The sequence below is a fragment of the Arthrobacter sp. P1_D12 genome (genome assembly GCF_056406175.1).
This window is the reverse complement of record NZ_JBFUAR010000012.1, coordinates 148,405-167,961: the sequence shown is the minus strand read 5'-3', so window position 1 is coordinate 167,961 and position 19,557 is coordinate 148,405. Positions and strand designations below refer to the sequence as shown.

The 19,557-nt window shown below is 68.9% G+C and carries 16 protein-coding genes and 1 riboswitch; of the genes, 11 read left to right on the top strand and 5 right to left on the bottom strand.

Annotated features, from left to right (window positions below; translation table 11 throughout):
* Window positions 1-102: 102 nt before the first annotated feature.
* The 5 genes from AC1DZV_RS10890 to AC1DZV_RS10870 all read left to right on the top strand — a co-directional run bounded on the left by AC1DZV_RS10890 (window position 103) and on the right by AC1DZV_RS10870 (window position 5,826).
* Window positions 103-1,626, top strand: a complete 1,524-nt coding sequence (locus AC1DZV_RS10890) for a dihydrolipoyl dehydrogenase family protein (protein ID WP_476949819.1) — start codon at window positions 103-105, stop codon at window positions 1,624-1,626.
* 87 nt (window positions 1,627-1,713) lie between these two features.
* Window positions 1,714-2,472: an ABC transporter ATP-binding protein gene (locus AC1DZV_RS10885; protein WP_476949820.1), complete on the top strand. Its 759-nt coding sequence runs from the start codon at window positions 1,714-1,716 to the stop codon at window positions 2,470-2,472.
* Window positions 2,469-4,505 (top strand): YhgE/Pip family protein, encoded by a 2,037-nt coding sequence (locus AC1DZV_RS10880; RefSeq protein ID WP_476949821.1) that lies wholly within the window; start codon window positions 2,469-2,471, stop codon window positions 4,503-4,505. The genes AC1DZV_RS10885 and AC1DZV_RS10880 overlap by 4 nt, the downstream gene beginning before the upstream one ends.
* Complete coding sequence (locus AC1DZV_RS10875; protein WP_476949822.1) at window positions 4,502-5,137, top strand: TetR/AcrR family transcriptional regulator; 636 nt, start codon at window positions 4,502-4,504, stop codon at window positions 5,135-5,137. Before AC1DZV_RS10880 ends, AC1DZV_RS10875 begins: the two co-directional genes overlap by 4 nt.
* An 8-nt stretch (window positions 5,138-5,145) precedes the next feature.
* On the top strand, window positions 5,146-5,826 hold the full coding sequence (locus tag AC1DZV_RS10870; RefSeq protein ID WP_476949823.1) for a hypothetical protein: 681 nt from the start codon (window positions 5,146-5,148) through the stop codon (window positions 5,824-5,826).
* Window positions 5,827-5,917: 91 nt separating this feature from the next.
* On the opposite strand, the gene AC1DZV_RS10865 is transcribed toward AC1DZV_RS10870, so the two are convergent.
* From AC1DZV_RS10865 to AC1DZV_RS10845, 5 genes are all read right to left on the bottom strand, one after another.
* The gene (locus tag AC1DZV_RS10865) at window positions 5,918-6,517 is read right to left on the bottom strand and encodes a hypothetical protein (RefSeq protein ID WP_476949824.1); all 600 of its coding nucleotides are present in this window, start codon (window positions 6,515-6,517) and stop codon (window positions 5,918-5,920) included.
* A gap of 137 nt (window positions 6,518-6,654) precedes the next feature.
* Entirely contained in the window at window positions 6,655-7,182 is a 528-nt protein-coding gene (locus AC1DZV_RS10860; RefSeq protein WP_018774262.1) for a SixA phosphatase family protein, read from the bottom strand.
* 55 nt (window positions 7,183-7,237) lie between these two features.
* Window positions 7,238-7,441, bottom strand: a complete 204-nt coding sequence (locus AC1DZV_RS10855) for a dodecin family protein (protein ID WP_018774263.1) — start codon at window positions 7,439-7,441, stop codon at window positions 7,238-7,240.
* Window positions 7,442-7,666: 225 nt separating this feature from the next.
* Window positions 7,667-8,530, bottom strand: a complete 864-nt coding sequence (locus AC1DZV_RS10850; protein WP_243181814.1) for a winged helix-turn-helix domain-containing protein — start codon at window positions 8,528-8,530, stop codon at window positions 7,667-7,669.
* 547 nt (window positions 8,531-9,077) lie between these two features.
* Window positions 9,078-10,049 (bottom strand): hypothetical protein, encoded by a 972-nt coding sequence (locus tag AC1DZV_RS10845; RefSeq protein ID WP_476949825.1) that lies wholly within the window; start codon window positions 10,047-10,049, stop codon window positions 9,078-9,080.
* 242 nt (window positions 10,050-10,291) lie between these two features.
* On the opposite strand from AC1DZV_RS10845, the gene AC1DZV_RS10840 reads away from it, so the two are divergent.
* The 6 genes from AC1DZV_RS10840 to AC1DZV_RS10815 all read left to right on the top strand — a co-directional run bounded on the left by AC1DZV_RS10840 (window position 10,292) and on the right by AC1DZV_RS10815 (window position 19,506).
* Entirely contained in the window at window positions 10,292-11,032 is a 741-nt protein-coding gene (locus AC1DZV_RS10840) for a response regulator transcription factor (protein WP_476949826.1), read from the top strand.
* Between the two features lie 21 nt (window positions 11,033-11,053).
* Window positions 11,054-12,664 (top strand): sensor histidine kinase, encoded by a 1,611-nt coding sequence (locus tag AC1DZV_RS10835; protein WP_476949990.1) that lies wholly within the window; start codon window positions 11,054-11,056, stop codon window positions 12,662-12,664.
* Between the two features lie 184 nt (window positions 12,665-12,848).
* Window positions 12,849-13,008, top strand: a riboswitch (cyclic di-AMP (ydaO/yuaA leader).
* Window positions 13,008-13,946 carry an aggregation-promoting factor C-terminal-like domain-containing protein gene (locus tag AC1DZV_RS10830; protein WP_476953700.1) on the top strand — a complete coding sequence of 313 codons (939 nt, stop codon included), beginning with the start codon at window positions 13,008-13,010 and terminating at the stop codon, window positions 13,944-13,946. It overlaps the preceding riboswitch by 1 nt.
* Window positions 13,943-15,373, top strand: a complete 1,431-nt coding sequence (locus AC1DZV_RS10825) for a bifunctional glycosyltransferase family 2/GtrA family protein (RefSeq protein ID WP_476949828.1) — start codon at window positions 13,943-13,945, stop codon at window positions 15,371-15,373. The genes AC1DZV_RS10830 and AC1DZV_RS10825 overlap by 4 nt, the downstream gene beginning before the upstream one ends.
* Window positions 15,370-17,430: a glycosyltransferase family 39 protein gene (locus tag AC1DZV_RS10820; protein WP_476949829.1), complete on the top strand. Its 2,061-nt coding sequence runs from the start codon at window positions 15,370-15,372 to the stop codon at window positions 17,428-17,430. The genes AC1DZV_RS10825 and AC1DZV_RS10820 overlap by 4 nt, the downstream gene beginning before the upstream one ends.
* 6 nt (window positions 17,431-17,436) lie before the next feature.
* Window positions 17,437-19,506, top strand: a complete 2,070-nt coding sequence (locus AC1DZV_RS10815; protein WP_476949830.1) for an ArnT family glycosyltransferase — start codon at window positions 17,437-17,439, stop codon at window positions 19,504-19,506.
* Window positions 19,507-19,557: the final 51 nt, after the last annotated feature.

The following is a 19,557-nucleotide window of genomic DNA, read 5'->3' as shown; positions in this document are numbered from 1 at the left end:
GTCCTGCAAAGGGTTCGGCCCGGCACATTACGCCGGAAGCCCGCATCGCCGGAGCCCGGAGCTCCCCCGGATCCGGCCATGGCCCCGGCGTAGGCTGGTGCCATGACGGCACAGATTGAGCGGGAATTCGATGTCATTGTGATCGGCGCCGGGGCCGTGGGCGAGAATGTGGCGGACCGTGTGGTCCGCGGCGGCCTGACAGCAGTGCTCATCGAGGCGGAGCTGGTCGGCGGCGAGTGCTCGTACTGGGCCTGCATGCCTTCGAAGGCGCTCCTGCGGCCGGGCACTGCGCTGCATGGCGCGCAGACGGTCCCCGGCGCCCAGGAAGCGGTCACCCGCACCCTGGATCCGGCAGCCGTGCTGAAGCGCCGGGATTACTTCACCTCTAACTGGCAGGACGACAGCCAGGTCAAGTGGGTGGAGGACACAGGCATCGAACTGATCCGCGGCCACGGCTGGATCACCGCCCCGCGGCACGTCGAGGTGGCCGGGCTGGACGGCAACAGCTACGCACTCACGGCCCGGCACGCCGTGGTGGTCGCCACGGGCTCCGCCCCGAACCAGCCGCCGGTCGAGGGGCTTCACGACGTCGAGTACTGGACCACCAGGGAGGCGACCTCAGCCCGCGCGGTTCCCCCGCGGCTTGCGGTCCTCGGCGGCGGCGTTGCCGGCGTCGAACTCGCCCAGGCCTATGCCCGCCTTGGTTCGTCCGTGACGCTCGTGGCCCGCGGCGGGCTCCTGGGCGTTTTCCCGGAGCAGGCCGCAGACCTGGTCGCTGCCGGCCTGCGCGCCGATGGCGTGGACCTCCGCCTGCACACCGGTACGCGGAGCGTGCATGAGAACGACGACGGCTCCCTTACCGTAATGCTCGACGGCGGCCCCAAGAGCAGCCCCAAGGACGGCCCGGGCGCCGGTCCCGCTGACGGCACGGCCCATGGCGCCACGATCACGGCGGACAAGCTGCTCGTCTCCACCGGCCGGCACCCCGCCCTTGAAGGACTCGGCCTGGACAGCGTCGGCCTCCCGGCACCCGAGGGCGGGACCCTGCGGCTCACCACCGATTCCACCGGACTAGTCCACCACGCCACCGAGAACGATGCGTCCGGCAACCCGTGGCTCTACGCGGCCGGCGACGCCGCCGGACGGGCCATGCTGACGCACCAGGGCAAGTACGGTGCCCGGGCCACCGGAGACGCCATTGCCGCCCGGGCCAAGGGCGAACTCACCGGCGAGCCGGCACCGTGGAGCCGCTTTGCCCAGACGGCCTCCGAGCATGCGGTGCCGAACGTGGTGTTTACCGATCCGGAACTGGCGAACGTCGGCCGGACCATGGCGCAGGCGGAGAAGGACGGCTTCCGGGCCTCCGCCGTGGAACTCCCCATCCAGGTGGCCGGCTCCTCGCTGCACGCCGAACACTATGAAGGGTGGGCGCAGCTGGTCATCGACGAGGACCGCAAGGTGCTGCTGGGCGCCACGTTCGCCGGCCCGGATGTCGCTGAACTCCTGCACGCAGCCACCATTGCGGTGGTGGGGGAAGTCCCGCTGGACCGGCTGTGGCACGCCGTGCCCTCCTATCCAACCATCAGCGAAGTCTGGCTTCGCCTGCTCGAAAGCTATGGCCTGTGATCCGTTGATCACAAGCGGCTAGTCTATTTGAACTGACCAGTCAGTTCGGTTAGCCTTGAAGCAGACTAGACCCTGCGAAAGGCTTACATGCTCTCCGTGCAACAGCTCCGTGTGAACGGGCGCCGGAATGACCTGCTCCCACCCACGTCCCTTGAGGTACGTGCCGGGGAGCTGCTCTTGGTTGAAGGCGACGGCCAGGACCAGCGAACAGCCCTCGCCCTCACACTCAGCGGCCGGATGAAGCCCTCCGGGGGAGTGCTCAGCTGGGACGGAAATTCCAAGATTAAGCGCCTCCGGTTGGCCAGCGCACTCGTGGACTCCCCCGGTGTCAACGAGCCCGAACAGCATCTCAGCGTGGGCGACCTCGTCACCGAGGACCTCGCGCTCATCCCCCGGCGCTATCGCGGTGCTCTGCTGAGCAAACCCTGGCTCAAGGTCAACCGCTTCGAGGACATTGCCGGCCTCTGGACCGAACAGATTCCGGCCCGGCGACGCGTCGAACTGCTCACCGCCCTTGCCCTGGCCAACCCCGGAACAGATCTGCTGGTGGTCGATTCTCCGGACAGGCACAGCGCAGATCCCGCGGACTGGCTTCCCAGGCTGGAAGATCTGGCGCACGACGGCGGCCGGCCGCTCGCCGTCGTCGCCACCGTCGCGGCACTGCCGGACGGCTGGACCGGGCCCTCCGCCGCAATCGGGAACGCCGTTGAGGCTGCCGCCGCAACGGTTTCCATCGTTGACGCATCCGCGGACCCCTCCCAGCCTGATGCGCAGACGACAGAAGGCCATCCCGCGAAACACCGGAACCCTGAACCCATCCCGTTCGAAACCGAGGCCTTAAAGTGACTGTTCTGCGGCTGGCCCGCTCCGAGCTCAAGCGCATGACTGGCGGGCTCCTGCCCAAACTGACCATCCTGGCGCTGACCATGGTGCCTTTGCTGTACGGCGCGGTGTACCTCTACGCCAACTGGGATCCGTACGGGAACCTGGACCAGATCGACGCCGCCTTGGTAGTCGAGGACACCGGCGCGTCCGCCAGCAACGGGACCCGGCTCGAGGCCGGGAAAAAGGTCGCCGACAGCCTCGTGGACGGCCACGTCTTCAACTGGCAGAAAGTCACCACCGCCGCGGAAGCGGACCAGGGCGTGAGCAGCGGCAAGTACGCGTTCGCGCTCAAGATTCCCAAGGACTTCTCGGCCAACCTGGTCTCCCCGGGCAGCTTTGACGCCGCGAACCAAGCCATGCTGAATGTCACCACCAACGATGCCAACAACTACGTCCTCAGCAACATCGTGGACAAGCTGACCGCTGCCGTGCATTCGACGGTTGCCAAGGAGGTGGGCGAGGAGACAGCGAACCAGCTCCTGACGGGCTTCGGCACAATCCATACTCAGATAGTCCAGGCCGCCGACGGGGCCGGAAAACTCTCCGACGGCATTGCAAGACTCCGGGACGGGGCAGTCAGTTTGCATTCCGGAACGAGCCAGCTGAACGGCGGAGTCGCAGAACTCGCCGCCGGTCAAATGAAGCTGCGCGATGGCGCCAACCAGCTCAATTCCGGCGCCGGCCAGCTCAGCGCCGGCCTGACGCAGCTGAAGGACAGGACGGCCACACTCCCTGCCGACTCGCAGAAACTCGCGGACGGCGCCGCGCAAGTCGCGGCGGGAAACGCGGCATTGAACACGAAAGTCCAGGACGTCGTCGGGCAACTCAGTGCTGCTGACAAGGGCCTCCGGGACCGTGTGGTGCAATCCAACAGCCGTCTGATTGCCGCCGGGATCATCACCCCCGACCAGGCCGGCAAAATCCTGGCCGATTTCGATACCGCCGCAGCCTCAAGCCCGGTGGCCGATGCGAAGTCCAGAATCCAAACGGATGCAGCCCAGATCCAGCAGCTTGCCGACGGGTCCGCCGCCGTAAGTTCCGGGGCGGCCAAACTTGCGGGAGCAACGCCGGCCCTGACTGATGCCATCTCAAAGGCTTCAGCCGGCGCCACCCAGCTCTCAGCTGGCTCGGCCGCGCTGGCCGCGGGCGAGCAAAGCGCTGTCGACGGCACTGCCAGGCTCGCAGATGGCGCCCGTCAGCTCGACGACGGGGCGGGCCAGCTGGAGGATGGCGCCCGCACGGCCTCGGATGGCGCCGCCACCCTGGCCTCAGAGCTGGACAAGGGTGCCGGGAAGATCCCCAATCCCGATGACGCCCAGAAGAACAGCCTGTCAAAGGTGATCGCGGACCCTGTTGCCGTCAGCGACGTCTCTCAGGCCAAGGCAGCGTCGTACGGTGCCGGCCTGGCGCCATTCTTCCTGACCCTGGCCCTGTGGATCGGCGTATTCATGCTGGTCCAGGCCATGCGGCCCATCACGCAACGCGCGCTGGCGTCCAACGCCCCGTCATGGAAGATCGCCGTCGGCGGCTGGCTGCCGTTCTTTGCCGTTTCAGTCATCCAGGCCACGCTGCTCACCCTCGTGGTGGACCTGGGCCTGGGCCTCAAGCCTGCCCACCCGGTGCTGATGTGGTTGTTCATGTTGGCGGCCGCCATGGCCTTCAGTGCCATCATCCAGGGCGTCGTGGCCCTGTTGGGAACTCCCGGGAAATTCGTGGTGCTTATCCTGCTGGTCCTGCAGCTGGTTTCCTCCGGCGGAACCTTCCCGTGGCAAACCACCCCGCAGCCGCTGCACTTTGTCCACGAGGCGCTGCCTATGGGTTATGTGGTGGCCGGCATGCGGCACCTGATCTACGGCGCAGACCTTTCCTTGATCGTGCCCACGGTGGTTGGCCTCCTTGGGTACACTGTGCTCGGGGCGGCGCTTTCCACGCTGGCCGTTCACAAGCACAAGTTCTGGACCCTGAAGTCCCTAAAACCGGAGATCGCCGTATGAGCACAGTGGGGACCGGAGAGAAGAAGCTCCGTCCCGCCCGCACGAACGCCACGAAGCAGAAACTGTTCGAGGCGTCCATGGAACTGATCGGGGAGCGCGGCGCGGCGGGCGTGACGGTGGACGAGATCGCCACGGCAGCCGGGGTGTCCAAGGGCACGGTGTATTACAACTTTGGCAGCAAGTCGGACCTGATCGCCCAGCTGCTGCGCCACGGCGTGGACATCCTGCTGGCGCGGTTGCTGAGTGTCCGCGACGGCTCCGCCGACCCCCTCGCCGCCATGGAGGAGATGATCGGCCAGGCCATGGACTTCATGGCCGAGTACCCGTCCTTCGCGCGGCTTTGGGTCAGCGAAAGCTGGCGCACCCCCAGCGAATGGCAGGACACCTTCGCCGAGCTCCGCGGGCGCCTGCTCGCGGTGATCGGCTCTGCCATCGACGGCGTCGCCGCCGTCTACCCCGTGGATTCCGCCGTTTCCCGGGGCAGCCTGGAAACGGCAATCTTTGGGGCCTGCTTCGTGGTGGGCCTGGACCGCCAGACGTACAACCCGGAGCGCACCAGGGAGCAGAGTGTGGCCGCAATCATGGCCTCCATGCGCGGCTACGTCGTGAAGCAGCCGCCAGCTCGGGCATGATTGTTCACATGCGTCACATGGGTACCAACGGGAAAGTCGCCATCGGAGCGTTTCTCACTGCCCTGGCACTTCTGGTCCTGACCGGAATCACCCTGCAAGAGTGGGTGCTGGTGTGGTTCGTCGGGGCTGCCGCGACGGCCTATGTGGCCTGCGTGGCGGAGGTGGTGGTCCGGCGCCGGCACAAGACTTTGGCCGCGAGCGGGGTCGGCAGCATCCTCTTCATCGCGTTCGGGGTCGCTTTCCTGCGTCAGTGGGGGCTGGCCTTCAACCCCGATCCCGAGGCCCTGTCCACGCGCGTCGATTCCGAGCATCCGGATTTGTACTTCTATCTGGCCATGGCCGCCGGAGCCGTCACCTTACTGTTGCTGTTCGCCGGCACCGTCCTGCCCGGCAGGAGCCACGGCCGGCGTTCCCCGGGCCGTGCTCCGCGACGCCGCCCGTCGCCCGCCGCGCGGGGAGCGGGGGCCAGGTCTGCGAATCCGAGGCCTTCCGCACCGCGGCCGACGCCGAGAGGAACCGCCGCGCGCCCGGCGGCTCCGCGGGCGGCTGCTCCGCGGGCGGCTGCTCCGCGGGCCACTGCCCGTCCCGCGGCCAAGTCACCGGCGAAGACACCGGTCAAGCCAGCAACGAAGACCCCGGCCAAGTCGCCTGCCCCCAAATCACCAGCCCGGGCCTCGGCCCGCCGCTGAGTCCCGCGCATCACCACCCGGCGAAAGGCTCAGCACAGGCGGAGAGGTTCAGCACAGGATCTTCCGCCTGGAGCCAGCTCAGGAGTTCCGCTCAGAGGTTTCGAGGCTTGTCTTCCCGTGGGGTGGCATCCGGGCCCGGGTCCGTGTCGGTCCGGGTTACGTCCTCGCGGCTGCGCTGGTCGGCTGGCACTTGCTGGCCGGACGCTGGCTCGCCGGACGCTTGTTCGCCGGAAGACACTTGCTGGCCGGACGTTTGCTGGCCGGGGACCTGGCTGCCCGTTGCGGGTTCGGCGGCGGCCCTCTCGGCGCGCAAATCCCCGCGGGTCGGCATCTGCCCGCTCTCGCCGCCGCGTTCAGATGTGACTACGTCAGGGTCCACTTCGTCGGCTTTGCGCAGTTGCTCCTGCGCGCCGGAGCGGACGCTTTCGGCCTCTTCCTGGCGCTTGCGGGCTTCCTGCCGCAATCGCTCGGCCTCGAGGTCGGCCTCCTGCGCGTCGGCCTCGGCACGGGCCGCCTTGGCGTCGCGTTCCCGCGCAGCGAATTCGTCGGCCTTGGCCTGTTCACGCATCTCGGCCGCACGGTTCCGGTCCGCGGCCACCTTGCGTTTGCGGCTGACCATGACCGCCACCGCTACGATCGCGAGCACCACGACGATGCCGACAATAATTCCTATGAGCTGCCCTGAATCCACGTTGATCACCTTTTCTCCGGGTTGCAACAGATGCCCCAAAACCACTGGAAAAAACCACATGACTAAACAGCATCAGTAAACCGCAGATCGGCGCCGGTTGCTATGGATTCCGCAGCCCTCACCGGGCGGACCTGCGGCTATTTAGCGCGGGGGACCTTGAAGTGGGTCAGCTTGGCGTCCTGCCCGTCCAGTTCGGCCCACGACTTTTCCGTTTCCAGGATGGTCAGCCCGCTGGTCGGATAGCGTGTGGCAGCGTCCATGTAGGCATCGTGGTCGGAGTCGCGCGACGCCAGATGCATCGCAAGGTCCTGCACCCCGGGCATGTGGGAAATCACCATGAGGGTGGTGACGGTGTCAGGGACGTGGTTGATGACGGCCAGCATGCGCAAGGCGGAGGCGGCGTACAGCCCATCCTCGAGCTTGGGCGTTGGCGCCTTGTCTCCGAGGGCGTGGCACACCCACGTGCAGGTCTGGCGGGTCCGCAAAGCGCTGGAGCAGAGGATGAAATCGGGGACCACGCCGTGCTTGAGCAGCCACTTTCCGGCGACTGGGGCGTCCTTGTGGCCGCGTTCTTCGAGCGGCCTTTCGTGGTCGGCAACCCCGCCGGGCCAATCGGACTTGGCGTGCCGCATGATCACCAGCCGTTTGATGTGATGCGCGCTCATGCCCCAATCCTAGTGCGGCGGCTGGCCCACGGGCGCGCATCCCACCAGCGTCCGCTCAGTCTTCAAGGACAAAGGTCACTTCCAGCACGACGTGCCAGGCAACGACGGCGCCGTCGCTGATTTCGACCTTCTGTTCCTTCACCCATGCCCCCGTGACATTGCGAAGCGTCTTATTGGCCCGGTCGATGCCCTCCTTGATGGCGGCATCGAACGAGGTCTTGGAGTTCGCGCTCAGGGTAGTAATCCGTGCAACAGACATGTCTTCCTCCCAATAGTCGGCTCAACGGTCCGAGACTACGCCGGACCCCCGAAAGGCAACAGAGTCCAACCAAAACCACCAGCAGCGGCGGCGAAGGCCCGTCAGCCAGCCCACCCAATGCGCCCGTCGGGGAATGTGGCTGCCGGCGGAAAGCCACTGAAGCTTCCGGAAACGCGAAAGCGCCCGCCCCCTAAGCAGGGACGGGCGCTTTGCGTAAAGCTGAGGCTAGATCGAGTATTCCGGAGCGGCCCAGACAACCACTTCGGGGTGCTCGTAGAACCGGTAACCCTGGCCGCGCACGGTGCGCACGGTGTTGGCGAGGCGGCCGAGCTTGGAACGCAGGCGGCGGATGTGGACGTCGATGGTCCGCTCGTTCGGGACCTCTTCGGCGTTCCGCCACAGGCCTTCGAGGAGCTCGTCGCGGCCAACGGTGCGGGTGCCGTTCTCCACGAGGTAGTTCAGGAGTTCGAATTCCTTGAACGTGAGGTTCAGGGATTCGCCGTCGAGGTGCACTTCACGGCGGGCGAGGTCGATCAGCACCCCGGAAGGCCGCGGATCCTGCGGCTGCTGCAGGCGGGCGGTCTCGGTGCGCTGGCGGGCCCCCGCGGTGGGGTCACCGAAGGTCGAGCGGACGACGTCGAGGGCGGAACCCGGGGCACTGGCCGGCGCGACGGCGACGGCGGCATAGCTTTCGGCACCGGCCACGAGCGACTGTGCGTAGGCCCGGATTTCCTGGGCAAGCTTGGCGATGGATGTGCCGGCTGCAGCCGCGGTTTCCTCGTCGATGCCCATGTACAGCACGAAGCCGCGGGCGACGTTGTCGCTGGGGGCCGGACGGACCGGGCTGCCGGCACCCGGGGCGATCACCGGGGTGGGTGCCGTGGCGGGGGCGGGGGGGACGGCACGGAGCTGGCCGTAGGAGTCAGGGTTGTAGCCCTGCGCTGCATATCCGGGGGCGGGGAAGCTGCCCGCGGATCCGGCGGGGGCGAAAGCGGAGCGCCCGCCGAAGCCCTGGCGGATCCCTGAGGCCTGGCCGGCCTTGCTGGCGTTACGGACGGAGATGTGGACGTATCCGGATGCAACTGACATGGAATGCTTACCTCAATGTGAATGGCCGTCATCGCGGCTCGAATGCTTCTTTCCCCGCAATGAAATTGGGGAGGGGCGCCCGACTCTGGGCTTGGGGGCGAATGCCTAGAAACCTTTAGGGGTGTAAAAGTTAGGCGTGCATTCGACAACAGCGCATCTCGGTACCAGCGGGTGTGCTGATCCAGGAAGCTGCGGCTGCAGGTGCTGTTGAGTTCTTGTTCACAATTGAAGTGTGCAACGTAACAATGTAAACGTGCAAGTAACAATGGACCCCAGGTTCCACATAGTGAGACAGATCGAGGATTTGTAGCGCAAGTCACAATTCTGTAGCGGCAATAAAATAACAAGTGTTTTACTGACCGGAAGGTCAGCAGGTACCCTTTCTCGAATATTATTCGGTCCACGGCGGCTACATCAGGCAAATCGTTCACAGCACGGCAAGTTGGGCCAAACCGCGCCTGCGCACCGCTGCCTGCGAGGCGGTCCACGGAGTGGGCAGCCGGAATCGCCGCCGGCCAGGCACGGTGGCGATGCCGGCCGCGGCGGCTCAGTTCAACTGGCCGGTGGCCGTCGCCGCGACCAGCATGACGGAGGCCGCCGTGTAGCCGGAACCGTCCTTGGCCGCCACGATCCGCACCGTCCCGCCAGCGACAATGTCCGCGACGCTCAGCTGCGTGCCCGTGCCGCCGGCCTGCTGGCGCCGCTGTTGCAGATTACTCACCACCACGTCGCTGCCCAGCGCATAGCTGCGCGTGAAACCGTCGCTGCTCTTGACCGTCACGGAGGACGAGCTGACCTCGCTCACTGTGCCCAACTGCTCGGCCATCGTGGTGTACGCGCTTCCTTGCAGCACCACGTATTCGGCGTGCACTGCCGCGGAAAGCCCGCTGCCCATGCCACCGGCAGCGAAGTCGCCGGGACCGCCCGGCCCCGGCATGCCGCCGCCCGCGAAACCACCTTGCGCGGAACCGTCTTGCGCTGAACCGGGCACGCCCGGGGCGACACCCTGGCCGCCGGGTCCGCCGGCTGCCGCCCCGCCGGGCGCACCGGTGGCTGCCGTTGCGCTTGAGGTGAGGGCATAGACGCCGGCCCCGGCGCCGACGGCCAGGACTGCGGCGGCCCCGGCGACGGCGAGCCCCCGCTTGAGGGTCCAGGGCTTCGCCGCCGAGGCCGTCTTGGCGGAAGTTCCCGGCGCGCCCCAGCCTGTGGCTGCGGCGGGGACAGGTTCCTGCCGGGGCATGCCCCAGGCAGGTTCCGAGGCCGGAACCTTCCAAACCGGAGGCGCGCCCCAGCCGCCGGCAGCGCCTGCTTCAGGCCGCCCGCCGTCGGCGTGCCCGGCGCCGGCGTGTCCGGTGTGGTCTGTTCCGCCGTCGGTGTGTCCGGCGCTGTACTGCCAGGCAGTACGGGGTGTGGCTACGGGCGCGGGCGCCATTGGCGCGCCGGTGGTGGGCGTGGGGGCGGGTACAGGGGCTGACTCGGGGGCTGGTCCGGAACCGGCTCCGGGATGCTGACCGCTCATGGTGTTTCTCCTTTAGGGTGCGGACCGGTGTTCACCCCAGCGTGGTGAGCGATCCTGTGCTTGGGCTGTGCGGGCCGACAGCCCGGCCTGTGACGTTGGCGCCGGACGGGAAAGGGGTTTGAACATGGCCGGTGCGGCCAACAAGGTCCCGCAACGGCATCCAGCTCGCTAGGCTGGGATTCACAGGTGCCGCACAGGGTCCCCAAAGCCCCGCCTAACCGGCAGATCGGAGAGTTGTCCCCATGGCCACTTCGCACTCCATGACCAACAACCTTCCCCAGCTCACGCATCCGGACGGCTCCCCCATCCGCGCCCTCGTGGTGGATGACGAGCCCAGCCTCTCCGAGCTCATGAGCATGGGACTGCGGATGGCCGGCTGGTCCGTGGCCGTGGCCGAGGACGGGCCTGGAGCCGTCCGGCTGGCCAAGGATTTCCGCCCCGACGTGCTGGTGCTAGACGTGATGTTGCCCGGGTTCGACGGCGTCGAACTGCTGAACAGGATCCGCGCGTTCGCGCCGGAGGTGCCGGCGCTGTTCCTCACCGCCAAGGATGCCGTCCAGGACCGCATCACCGGACTGGCGGCCGGCGGCGATGACTACGTCACCAAGCCGTTCAGCATGGAAGAGGTGCTGCTGCGCCTGCACCGGCTGGTCCAGCGCTCCGGAGTGGCCGCCATGGACACCGCCGAACTCGTGGTGGGAGACCTCGTGCTCAACGTCGACACCCGCGAAGTCACCCGGGCCGGTGAGGAAATGCACCTGACCGCCACGCAGTTCGAGCTGCTGCGCTACCTCATGGAAAACCCGAAACGGGTCATCAGCAAGGCCCAGATCCTGGACCGTGTCTGGGACTACGACTTCGGCGGGCAGGCGAACATCGTGGAACTGTACATTTCCTACCTCCGCAAGAAGGTCGACGCCAACCACGCTCCCATGATCCACACGGTGCGCGGAGCCGGGTACGTCCTGAAACCGGCGGACTGATCCGTGCCCTCACTTTCCGGCATGACCCGCGTCCCCGGACGCGACTGGCGCAACCCGTCCACGTGGCATTTGCGCACCCGGCTGGTCCTGGTAGCCATGGCGCTGCTCGTGGCCATCTGCGGCGCTGTGGGCTTGTTCAGCTACGCCTCCATGGACCTCTTCCTCACCCGGCAACTCGACACCCAGCTGGACCAGGCCTCGCACCGTTCGAGCGAATTCGGCCGGCCCTCCTCGGACGATTCGGGCAGGCGTCCCGACCCCCTCGAAGCCCGGGGACAGGGCGTCGGGACGCTGAACGCACGGATAGTGGACGGCGAAGTCAGCAGGGCCGGATTCCTGGCCGGGGACGGCGCGGTCAAGAGCCTCTCCCCCGCCGACAACAACGTTCTCCTGGCCCTCACCCCGAGCGGCGTGTCCGTGGACCGCAACCTTTCGGCCGGCGCCTACCGGCTCACAGCCGCGCGCACACCGTACGGCGACGTGATCGTGACCGGACTCCCGCTGGCAGAAAAACAAAACACCCTGGCCTCCCTGGTCTGGACCATGGTGGTGGTGTCCGCAGGGGGACTCGTGCTGATCGGGCTCGCCGGCACAGCCCTGATCCGGCGGACCATGAAGCCGCTGGAACAGCTCTCCGAGGTCGCCACCAAGGTCTCCCGTCTCCCGCTGGACGCCGGCGAGGTGGCGCTCGGGGTCCGCGTCCCGACGTCGGCGGCCCATCCCGGAACGGAAGTGGGCAGCGTGGGCTACGCGCTGAACAAGATGCTGGACAACGTCTCCAACGCTCTCGAGGCGCGGCAGGAGAGCGAGATGAAGGTCCGGCAGTTCGTCGCCGACGCCTCGCACGAACTCCGCACCCCGCTGACGGCCATCCGCGGCTACACAGAGCTGATGCGGATGACCGAGCATTTCACCCCCGACGGCGAGAGGTCCCTCGCCCGTGTGCAAAGCCAGTCCGAGCGGATGACCACGCTCGTGGAGGACCTGCTGCTGCTGGCGCGCCTGGACGAGGGGCAGCCGCTCAAGATCTCCGACGTCGACCTCACCCAACTGGCCATCGAGACGGTCAGCGATGAGAAAGTCATGGCCCCGGACCGCATCTGGCAGCTGGAACTTCCGGACGAGCCCGTGGTGGTGCGCGGTGATGCGACCCAGCTTCACCAGGTCCTCGCCAACCTGCTATCCAATGCGCGCAAGCACACTGAACCCGGGACCAAGGTGGTCACGGGCGTTATGCGCTCGGCTGACGGCAGTGCCGTGGTCACCGTGACAGACAACGGCAGCGGCATCGCCCCGGAATTTATCGGCCGGGTCTTCGCCCGCTTCGCCCGGGCCGACGCCTCGCGCACCAATCCGGCGTCGAATCCCGCAGCCGTCCCCGCCGATTCTGCCGTCGCGACGGCGAGGGTAGGGTCCGGGGCCCCCGCACGCTCGTCCTCCGGCGCCGTTTCCGGCAGCCGCGGAGGTCACGGCACGGCGACCGCCGCGCCGACGTCCGAGGGCACCAGCGGGTTGGGCCTGTCCATCGTCCAGTCGATCGTGGAGGCCCACGGAGGAACAGTCGAGGTCACGTCCCGGCCGGGCCGCACGGAGTTCGCCGTGCGGCTGCCCGCCGCGCCGCCGCCGGCTTAACCGGAACGGCCGCCGTCGGCGCAAACGGCCCGGACCGGCCGGCCCGCGAACCCGGCGCAACCCGACACCCCGGCACTGTGACTCCTGTTACCAAAATGTGACTTAAGCGGCCAGGTCCTGTAGCGTCGTTAGCGTGCGCCGCCATCGGTGCCGCATATCCGGACGGACGCCAAACTCTGCCGCTTCCCGGATTCCGCTGGACCAGGCAGAGGCGGGGGACCCAGAGTTCCCGGGCATTCTGCTTTCATGCGCCCTCGGGGTGAAGCCGACACGTGATGTTCCGTGCRGCCGGATGACCTCATCCGAACCCGACAGCTAACTCCGCCGGCGTTGAGAGGCCACCATGACTGAATTCCAGGTACAAACACGCCCTGACGGCGGTTCGCATTCCCGCTCAGTTGGCGCAGCCAAGTCGCGCCACCGCGCCGAACCGGTCAAGCAGGCATCCGCCCTGTCGCGGTTCGCCGCCGGGCTCGGTGTAACCGGCCGCCGTGCCGCCGTCGTCACCGCCGCGTGCGCACTGCTACTGGGTGGCGGTGCCGCCAGCCAAGCGGCAGAGCCCGGCGCCCACACGGCGAATGTTGCGAGCCAGACGGCCACGATCGCCGACCCGCTGGCCAAGCTCAACTTCGAGCGGGTCCAGGTGGCTGGCCCGGGCGCTCCAGCGGAAAAGAACGTGGCTCCCCAGATCTCGGAGGTTAAGGCAGCCGAAGCGCTGATCCACGCCCCCGCTGCTGCCGCGCCGGCAGCCTCGGCAGCACCTGCTCCGGCCCCCGCGGCAGCCCCCGCACCTGCTCGGGTTCCCGCGGCAGCTCCCGCTCCGGCACCCGCTCCGGCACCGGCAGCCGCTCCGGCCCCCGCACCGGTCGCAATCGACGACCCCGCCGGCGCGCAGGCCTACGCCGCGTCCCAGCTGGGCCGCTATGGCTGGGCACCTGGCCAGATGCAGTGCCTGCACAAGCTGTGGACCAAGGAGTCCGACTGGAAGACCACCGCCACGAACGCCAGCAGCGGCGCCTACGGCGTGGTCCAGTCCCTGCCCGCCTCGAAGATGGCGAGCGCCGGCGCCGATTACATGACTAACTACCGGACCCAGATCAACTGGGGCCTGAACTACGTCAAGTCGCGCTACGGTTCCCCCTGCGGTGCCCTGAACTTCCACTACGCGGGGGCCTCCTTGCGTCTCCACTGCGGGACCGGCCCGGCGGGCCAGAATTCCACAGTCCCCGCACAGCTTGACCCTAAAGCCCTCATATGGGCCGCCGGGAAAGTTGAGCCATGACATTCACAGACCAGGCCACAGGAACCCTGCCCCGCTCCACGGCGACGCCGGCTGGCCCGGCGACCCCCGAGGCACCCTCGGGGCTTGCGCTGGCCGACGCACCGGTCCCGGGCCCGATCGCCGGGGCGCTGACCGGCACCGGCGGCCGGCGCACGGCCATTGATACGCGCGCCAGCACGCCCCTGCTGGACGTCACCATCCCGGTCTTCAACGAGGAACGGGACCTCGAGGCCTGCCTGCGCCGGCTCCACGCGTACCTGCTCGGCGCCTTCCCGCATTCCTTCCGGATCACCGTGGCGGACAACGCCAGCACCGATGGAACGCTCAAGGCCGCGGAACGGGTAGCCCGCGAGCTGCGCGAAGTGACGGTGGTCCATATGGCGGAAAAGGGCCGCGGAAACGCACTTCGCAGGGTGTGGCTGGCCTCGCCGTCGCCGGTCCTGGCGTACATGGATGTGGATCTTTCCACTGATCTGGCGGCCCTCGGCCCGCTCCTAGCCCCGCTCATTTCCGGGCACTCCGACCTGGCGATCGGGACGCGGCTGACCCGCAACTCCCGCGTGGTCCGCGGACCCAAACGGGAATTCATCTCGCGCAGCTACAACTTACTGCTCCAGGCCCTCATGGGCGCCCAATTCAGTGACGCGCAGTGCGGCTTCAAGGCGATCCGGGCGGACGTGGCCCGGCAGCTGCTTCCCCACACGCTGGACAACGCCTGGTTCTTCGACACCGAGCTGCTGGTCCTGGCAGAAAAGTGCGGCCTGCGCGTCCACGAAGTCCCGGTGGACTGGACCGACGACCCGGATTCCAGCGTGGACATCGTCCAGACGGCCCTCGCGGACTTGCGCGGCATGGCACGGTTGAGCCGGGACCTGGTCTCGGGCCGGATCCCGGTTCCCGACCTGCGCGCGGCCCTGGCCCGTGGACCGCTGCCGGCCGCCTCGCGGGCCCAGGAACAAAGCCCCGGCGGAAGCCTCTTCGGACAGCTCGTCCGCTTCGGCAGCATCGGGGTGGCCTCCACCCTGGCCTACCTGGCGATCTTCCTGCTCTGCCGCGGGTTCGTGGACCCGCAGCTGGCAAACTTCCTCGCGTTGCTCACCACCGCCGTGGCCAACACTGCGGCCAACCGGCGCTTCACGTTCGGCATCCAGGGCAGCAGCCAGGCGGCTCGCCACCATTTTGAGGGGCTGCTGGTCTTCGGCATCGGGCTGGCCCTGACCTCGGGCGCACTCGCCCTCGTTCACGCCGCATCGGGAGCGGCACCGGACCGCTGGCTTGAACTGCTCACGGTCACCGCCGCCAACCTGGCCGCCACGGCCGTGAAGTTCCTGCTCTTCCGGCTGGTTGTTTTCCGCCACAGGCCCGCCGCTGCCGTTCCGGCGCCCCCGATCCTTCCCTCCCCCGCACAGAAAAGGCCAAGTAAATGACGGCAACCATCAGCCCCACCGCCGGAGCCCAGGGCGGTTCCCCGGCCGGCAGGCCGCCGGCCGCCGAGGAACAGCAACACCCGGTTCCCGGAGACGGCGGGACCGCGACCCATCTGCCCGCGTCCCCGGCGCCGGCCGCCCAAGGCCGCCGGGGCCGGCTGCTGTTCGGACCGCAGCCCCGCTGGGTGCGGCCCTCGGCAGCGCTGCTCCTGGTGATCACCGCGGCGTTGTACCTATGGAATCTGGAGGCCACCGGCTACGCCAACTCCTTCTATGCCGCGGCGATCCAGGCCGGGACCAAGGACTGGACCGCGCTGCTCTTCGGCTCCCTCGACGCCGGCAATGCCATCACGGTGGACAAACCCCCGGCCGCACTCTGGATCCCCGCCCTCGCGGGACGGATCTTTGGTTTCTCGGCCCTGAGCATGCTCATCCCCCAGGCGCTCATGGGAGTGGCCGCCGTCGGGCTTCTCTACCTGACCATCAAGCGGGTGTCCGGGCCGGCCGCGGGCCTGCTCGCCGGCGGCGCCCTGGCGCTGACCCCGGTAGCCGCCCTCATGTTCCGGTTCAACAACCCGGACGCGATGCTCACCCTGTGCCTGCTGCTGGCGGCCTACCTCACCACCCGCGCCATCGAGAAGGCCGGCTGGAAGTGGCTCGCCGCGGCCGGCGCGGTCATCGGCCTGGCCTTTCTGAGCAAGATGCTGCAGGGCTTCCTGATCGTTCCCGGGCTGGCCCTGGCCTACCTGTGGGCGGCGCCCGCCACCCTCGGCCGCCGGCTCCTGCACCTGCTGGCCGCCGCCGCCGGGATCGCCGTCGTGGCCGGAAGCTACGTTGTCCTGTTCCAGCTGACCCCGGCCTCGGTCCGGCCGTACATGGCAGGGTCGGAGACCAACAGCTTCCTGGAACTCACGTTCGGCTACAACGGCCTGGGCCGGATCACCGGGTCAGGCGGGGGCATGCCCGCCGGAGGAAACCTGGGAGGCAACCCCGGCGGCCCGGGAGGCAACGGAAACGTCGGCTTCGGCGGCGCGGCCGGGATCACCCGGATGTTCGGGACCAGCTTCGGCGGCGAGGTGTCCTGGCTGCTGCCGGCGGCCCTGATCCTGCTGGCCGCCGGCCTGTGGTTCACCCGGCGCGAGGCCAGGACCTCGAAAACCCGTGCGGCGCTCCTGCTGTGGGGCGGCTGGCTGGTCATCACGGCGGGAATCTTCAGCTTCATGAGCGGCACCGTGCATCCGTACTACGCCGTGGCGCTGGCCCCCGCCATCGCCGCGCTGGCGGGCATCGGTTCCCTGGAACTGTGGCGGGGCCGGGCCTACTTGCCGGCCCGGGTTGTCCTGGCCGTGACGGTGCTGGCCACCTCGGTCTGGTCCGCCGTGCTCCTGGGCCGCGACCCGTCCTGGCTTCCGGGGCTCCGGGTGATCATCGTGGTCCTGGGCGTGCTCGCCGCCGCGGCCCTGCTCCTGCGGGCGGACGGTATGGCGGCTCTCCCGGCGCGGTTCCGCAAGGCCGCCACGGCTGGCGTCGTGGTCCTCTGCCTGCTTGCCGGCGGGCTCGGAAGCACCGCGTGGACACTGGCGACCGTCGCCCAGCCGCATTCCGGTTCGATCCCCATGTCCGGCCCCACCGCGTCCGCGATGGGCGGCGGCTTCGGGGCGGCAGGCAGGACAGGCAGTGACGGCATGGGCGGCGGTGACGGCATGGGCGGCGGCCCGGGCGGGGAAACGTCCTCGGCGGAGTTGACCGCGCTGCTGAAGTCCTCCGGCGCCAAGTGGTCCGCGATTGTCTCCGGCGCCACCCAGGCCGCGGGCCTGGAACTCGCCACCGGCACCAGCGTGATCGCGCTCGGCGGCTGGAACGGCGGCGACCCCTACCCGACGCTCGCACAGTTCCAGGCGATGGTGGACCGCGGCGAGATCGGCTACTTCATTTCCGGCGGCATGGGCGGCATGGGCGGGGGCCGCGGAGGCAACTCCGAGGTCGCCACCTGGGTCGCGGCAAACTACCAGGCCCAGACCGTGGGCAACGCCACCGTCTACAAACTGGGAGCGTAGACCGCCATGACTGACACCCTGAGCCCCCACTCCGACACGGCGCCGGCCCGCACGCCGGGGCGGCCGCGGCCGCAAGCCCGGGACCGCCGTCGGCGACTGGAGCCCCCGGCTGCTGGCGGCACGCGCGCCCTCCGTGGCGCCCGGGCCCTGCGGATGCGGCTGGAACTGGCAGGGCTGCTGCTGGCCACGGCCGTGCTGTACCTGTGGAACCTCGGCGCCTCCGGCTGGGCAAACGCGTTCTACTCCGCGGCGGCCCAGGCCGGGTCGCAGGATTGGGCGGCCTGGTTCTTTGGCTCCTCCGACGCCGCCAACGCCATCACCGTGGACAAGCCGCCGGCGTCGCTGTGGGTGATGGGCTTGTCGGTGCGGATCTTCGGGCTGAGCTCCTGGAGCGTCCTGGTGCCGCAGGCGCTCATGGGGGTCGGCACGGTCTGGCTGGTCTATCTGGCCGTCCGCCGGGCCGCGGCCCCCGCCACGGCCGACGTCGGCCTGGCCCACCGCGCGGGGCTACTCGCTGGTGCGGTCATGGCGCTGACACCGGTGGCCGTCCTGATGTTCCGGTTCAACAACCCCGACGCCCTGCTGGTGTTATTGATGACCGCGGCCGCCTACGCCGTCTTGCGCTCCATCCAGGACGCGCGCGTGCGCTGGCTGCTGTTCGCCGGGGTGCTGCTGGGCTTCGGGTTCCTCACCAAGCAGCTCCAGGTCCTGCTGGTTGTCCCCGGTTTCGCCGTGGCCTACCTGCTCGCGGCGCCGGCAGCGGCGGGCAGGCGCATTCTTCACCTGCTCGGTGCGGGCGCGGCGATGGCTGTCGCCGCCGGCTGGTGGCTGGCCGCGGTCGAACTCATTCCGGCGGCGGACCGCCCGTACATCGGCGGCTCGCAGAACAACTCCATCATGGAACTGACCCTGGGCTACAACGGCCTGGGCCGGCTGAACGGGGATGAAACCGGGAGTGTGGGCGGCAGCAACGGCTGGGGCACGCCCGGGCTGTTCCGGCTCTTCAACAGCGAGTTCGGCGGCCAGATCGCCTGGCTGCTGCCCTCGGTGCTGCTGCTCGGAGCGGGGCTGTTCTGGCTGGGCCGCCGCGCGCCGCGCACCGACCCGGTACGGGCCTCGGTGATCATCTGGGGTTCCTGGGTTGCCGTTACCGGGCTGACGTTCAGCTTCATGGCCGGGATCATCCACCCGTACTACATGGTGGCGCTGGCGCCCGGGATCGCCGGGCTCGCCGGGCTCGGCGGCGTCCTGCTCTGGCAGCGGCGGAACCAGCCCGTGGCCGCCGCCGTCCTCGCGGTGGCGATCGTGGCGGCCGGGGCCATGGCCGCCGAACTGCTGGTCCGCACCGCGGCGTACATGCCGTGGCTGCGCTGGGTGACGCTCCTGGGTGCGCTCGCCGCCGCCGGCCTGGTGCTGGCCGCCGCGGCGCCGGGGGTAAAGGGGACGGGGATGGTGGCGTCCAGGACGGTGGCGCGGACGACGGCGGCGCTCGCCGTCGCCGCGGCCCTCGCCGGTCCGCTGGCCTACTCGCTGTCCACCGCGGCCACGGCCTACAGCGGCTCGATTGTCGGCGCCGGCCCGGCCGTGTCCGGACGGGGCGGGGCCGGGATACCGCCGGCCCTCGGCGGCGCGGCAGAAGGCGGCTTCGGCGGTGCCACGATGGCGAACGGCACAGGCACAGGCGCCGGGACGGGCCGCGGACAAGGGGCGGGCGGAATGGGCGGCCTGCTCGGGGCCAGCACGCCGTCGGCGGCGCTCGTGGCCGCGCTGCAGACAGATGCCGGGACCTACACGTGGGCCGCCGCCGTCGTCGGATCCAACAACGCCGCCGGCTACCAGCTGGCGACGCGGCTCCCGGTGATGGCCGTGGGCGGGTTCAACGGCACGGACCCCGCACCGACCCTGGCGCAGTTCCAGCAATACGTGGCCGACGGCAAGATCCACTACTTCATTGCCGGGCGCATGATGCAGGGCGAAAGCGGAGCCAACGACGCCGCGCAGATTGCCGCGTGGGTGCAGGACAACTTCACCGCCCGGACCGTGGGCGGGACCAGCGTGTACCTGCTGGCCGGGTAGGCGGGCGACGCCGTCGGGTCCGGGCCGGGCGGCGGCGGGGCTAAAAGGTGG

Bases quoted from the DNA above. Each gene is read 5' to 3' on its own strand.
- AC1DZV_RS10890 (WP_476949819.1), top strand. From the start codon at position 103: ATGACGGCACAGATTGAGCGGGAATTCGATGTCATTGTGATCGGCGCC.
- AC1DZV_RS10885 (WP_476949820.1), top strand. From the start codon at position 1,714: ATGCTCTCCGTGCAACAGCTCCGTGTGAACGGGCGCCGGAATGACCTG.
- AC1DZV_RS10875 (WP_476949822.1), top strand. From the start codon at position 4,502: ATGAGCACAGTGGGGACCGGAGAGAAGAAGCTCCGTCCCGCCCGCACG.
- AC1DZV_RS10870 (WP_476949823.1), top strand. From the start codon at position 5,146: ATGCGTCACATGGGTACCAACGGGAAAGTCGCCATCGGAGCGTTTCTC.
- AC1DZV_RS10860 (WP_018774262.1), bottom strand. From the start codon at position 7,182: ATGAGCGCGCATCACATCAAACGGCTGGTGATCATGCGGCACGCCAAG.
- AC1DZV_RS10855 (WP_018774263.1), bottom strand. From the start codon at position 7,441: ATGTCTGTTGCACGGATTACTACCCTGAGCGCGAACTCCAAGACCTCG.
- AC1DZV_RS10850 (WP_243181814.1), bottom strand. From the start codon at position 8,530: ATGTCAGTTGCATCCGGATACGTCCACATCTCCGTCCGTAACGCCAGC.
- AC1DZV_RS10845 (WP_476949825.1), bottom strand. From the start codon at position 10,049: ATGAGCGGTCAGCATCCCGGAGCCGGTTCCGGACCAGCCCCCGAGTCA.
- AC1DZV_RS10840 (WP_476949826.1), top strand. From the start codon at position 10,292: ATGGCCACTTCGCACTCCATGACCAACAACCTTCCCCAGCTCACGCAT.
- AC1DZV_RS10835 (WP_476949990.1), top strand. From the start codon at position 11,054: ATGACCCGCGTCCCCGGACGCGACTGGCGCAACCCGTCCACGTGGCAT.
- AC1DZV_RS10830 (WP_476953700.1), top strand. From the start codon at position 13,008: ATGACTGAATTCCAGGTACAAACACGCCCTGACGGCGGTTCGCATTCC.
- AC1DZV_RS10825 (WP_476949828.1), top strand. From the start codon at position 13,943: ATGACATTCACAGACCAGGCCACAGGAACCCTGCCCCGCTCCACGGCG.
- AC1DZV_RS10820 (WP_476949829.1), top strand. From the start codon at position 15,370: ATGACGGCAACCATCAGCCCCACCGCCGGAGCCCAGGGCGGTTCCCCG.
- AC1DZV_RS10815 (WP_476949830.1), top strand. From the start codon at position 17,437: ATGACTGACACCCTGAGCCCCCACTCCGACACGGCGCCGGCCCGCACG.